This window comes from Fuscovulum blasticum DSM 2131, from assembly GCF_003034965.1.
GTDB classification, from domain to species: domain Bacteria; phylum Pseudomonadota; class Alphaproteobacteria; order Rhodobacterales; family Rhodobacteraceae; genus Pseudogemmobacter; species Pseudogemmobacter blasticus.
In genome coordinates this window covers 1-2,248 of record NZ_PZKE01000049.1, presented here as the reverse complement: position 1 = coordinate 2,248, position 2,248 = coordinate 1, and the positions used below count along the sequence as shown (strand labels likewise).

Sequence of the window (2,248 nt, the reverse complement as noted above, 5' to 3'; positions counted from 1 at the left end):
CTTCTGGCGGCAACGCCACTTGGGCGCTTTGGCAGCTTGCGGGATGCGGCGGCGGCGGTGCTCTATCTTTGCAGCCCGGCAGCGGCGATGGTCACCGGCCATGTTCTTGCCGTTGACGGAGGTTTTCTTGCCCGGTGAGTTCAACATAGGGAGACGGCACATGGCCATGACTGTCAATCACACCGGCATAACCGTTGCCGATCTCGACCATTCCGAAGCGATGTTTCAAAAGCTGTTCGGGTTCGAAACCCTGTCGCGCGCGACGCGAGACCCCGACATGATCTCACGGGTGACGGGCGTGCCAAATGCGCGCGTCGAGGTGGCCTATATGCGCAACGGCTCTGCCACCGTTGAGTTGCTGTGTTACGCTGCGCCGGAAGACCGCGCAGACTTTCGTCCGCGGCCGTGTGACCTGGGGTCGCTGCATATGGGCTTCAACGTCGCAAACCTTGCTCAGGCCATGGACGAAGCCAGGAAATGGTCGCTTGAACTGATGGGCGAGGTCGCCGTTGTGAACGCCGGGCCGAACAAAGGGGCGAAGATCGTCTATTTGCGGGACCCCCGCGATGGCCTTGTTCTTGAGCTGATCGAGCCAGCGCCGAACGGCCAGAACGGGTCATAGCAAAGCACCGCGTGGTGCCGAAGGGCTCAGGCCCATTGCCAGCCTATCGGATGATGTATCCCAAAAGACGGCAGCGCTGATGGATCGTTGATTGTGCCCGGGTGCCTTTGTTCAAATGCACCCGGGAAAGCCCTGCTTGTTTATGGCTTTGCCAGAACTGACGCGTATCTCAGGCAGCCTTGCGCTGCCCCAGTGCCGCGGCACTGAAGCTGCAACTGTAGATGTAATGCATTACATCGGCACGGCCCGGAATGGGCGCAATGTCGTCCCGCAGCCAGAACCACGGCTGGGCCGACAACCTGCGCTCGAATTCTGGGGATGCGGTGGCAGACCAGAATGCGACCACGCCCTTCGGACCAAGGGATCTGGCCACAGCGCCAAGACCGCCATCCTGATAAAGCCCGATGTTCGCCGCCCGGACAAGGGAATCTGGCCCGTTGTCCGTGTCCATCAGGATCAGGTCGTAGCCTGTGTCGATCGCTTCCAGATGTGCTTGCACATCGCCGAGAAGCACCCGCGTCCGCGGATCATCAAGCGCATGATCTGTCAGATGGGCCAGCGGCCCCCGGTTCCATTCGACGATTTCCGGGATCAGTTCGCAGACGGTCACTTCGGCATCCGGTGCGGCAAGCTCAAGCACCGCTCTCAGCGTGAAGCCAAGCCCCAAGCCCCCGATCAGGATGCGCTGCGCCGCAAAGTCCATGCGCCGCATGGAACGCAGCGCGAGCTGGTCTTCGGACTGGTGGTTCAGGTTCGACATCAGCTCAATGCCGTTATAGCAGATCTCGAACAGATCGCCGCGCTGGCGCAAAAGAATATCGTCTCCCAACGCCGTCTCGGCGCGGGCCAGTGTGGTCCACATGGTCATGTCTGGTCCTGTAATGAAAGAGACCCCGCTCATCGGCGGGGGCGATCAGGGGTTCATTGCTTGCCGGGGTTGCCCTGCGCCTCAGGCGCAAAGGCAACCCTCAGACATTGTTCGAACTGAACCCGCACAGGAGGGGGAAGACAGCCGAAATGTTGAAAAACGAATTCATCTATCTCGCCTGACGGACATGGGCCGTAATCAGGAACGGCCGACCGTTCATATAGTGCTCAAGAGCACCCTATGCAATTGACGCGCCCCGAGTGGCCAGGCACCGCTCCCGGGCGATGTGCAGGACCGCCACCTGGAAACCGTCAGCCCGGGCCGACAAGGCGCCAGAAGAAGATCGCGCTCATCCCGAAACCTACTGTCGCAATCACCCCCCGGATCACAGGTTTCGGCAAGGCACGCGCGACGGGGGCACCAGCATAGCCGCCCGCGGTCGCGGCGACCATCATGATGGCCGCCTGTGGCCATGCCACCATGCCCGCCACGGCGAACACGGCCACCGAGATTGCCGACAACAGAAAACTCAGCCCCGATTTCAGGGCGTTCATGCGGTTGAGGTCGCTCATTCCCCATAATGCGAACAGCGCAAGCAGCATGATCCCAAGCCCGCCGTTGAAGTAGCCGCCATAAAGAGCAACGGCGAACAGACCCAGGGCACCTTCGGTTGACGCGTCCCGCGCCCTTGCAGCGGCCCATTGTCGAACCCGGTCTCCGAACAGGAAAGCCAGGGTGGCGGTCAGCAGAAGAAACGG

The 2,248-nt window shown here is 61.3% G+C and carries 4 protein-coding genes; 2 read left to right on the top strand and 2 right to left on the bottom strand.

Annotation, left to right across the window (positions count from 1 at the left end; genetic code table 11):
• Positions 1–3: 3 nt before the first annotated feature.
• Both C5F44_RS17590 and C5F44_RS17585 read left to right on the top strand, forming a co-directional pair.
• Positions 4–138 carry an SDR family oxidoreductase gene (locus C5F44_RS17590; protein ID WP_328588519.1) on the top strand — a complete coding sequence of 45 codons (135 nt, stop codon included), beginning with the start codon at positions 4–6 and terminating at the stop codon, positions 136–138.
• Positions 139–166: 28 nt separating this feature from the next.
• Positions 167–622 carry a VOC family protein gene (locus C5F44_RS17585; RefSeq protein WP_181318320.1) on the top strand — a complete coding sequence of 152 codons (456 nt, stop codon included), beginning with the start codon at positions 167–169 and terminating at the stop codon, positions 620–622.
• Between the two features lie 169 nt (positions 623–791).
• Here C5F44_RS17585 and C5F44_RS17580 read toward each other — a convergent pair whose 3' ends face one another.
• Together C5F44_RS17580 and C5F44_RS17575 are read right to left on the bottom strand one after the other, a co-directional pair.
• Positions 792–1,490 (bottom strand): spermidine synthase, encoded by a 699-nt coding sequence (locus tag C5F44_RS17580; protein ID WP_107674936.1) that lies wholly within the window; start codon positions 1,488–1,490, stop codon positions 792–794.
• 311 nt (positions 1,491–1,801) lie between these two features.
• Positions 1,802–2,248, bottom strand: a 447-nt coding sequence (locus C5F44_RS17575; protein WP_146161989.1) for a sulfite exporter TauE/SafE family protein, incomplete at its 5' end; no start/stop codon positions are given.

Excerpts from the sequence above, each read along its gene's own strand:
- C5F44_RS17580 (WP_107674936.1), bottom strand. The coding sequence starts at position 1,490 with ATGACCATGTGGACCACACTGGCCCGCGCCGAGACGGCGTTGGGAGAC.
- C5F44_RS17585 (WP_181318320.1), top strand. The coding sequence starts at position 167 with ATGACTGTCAATCACACCGGCATAACCGTTGCCGATCTCGACCATTCC.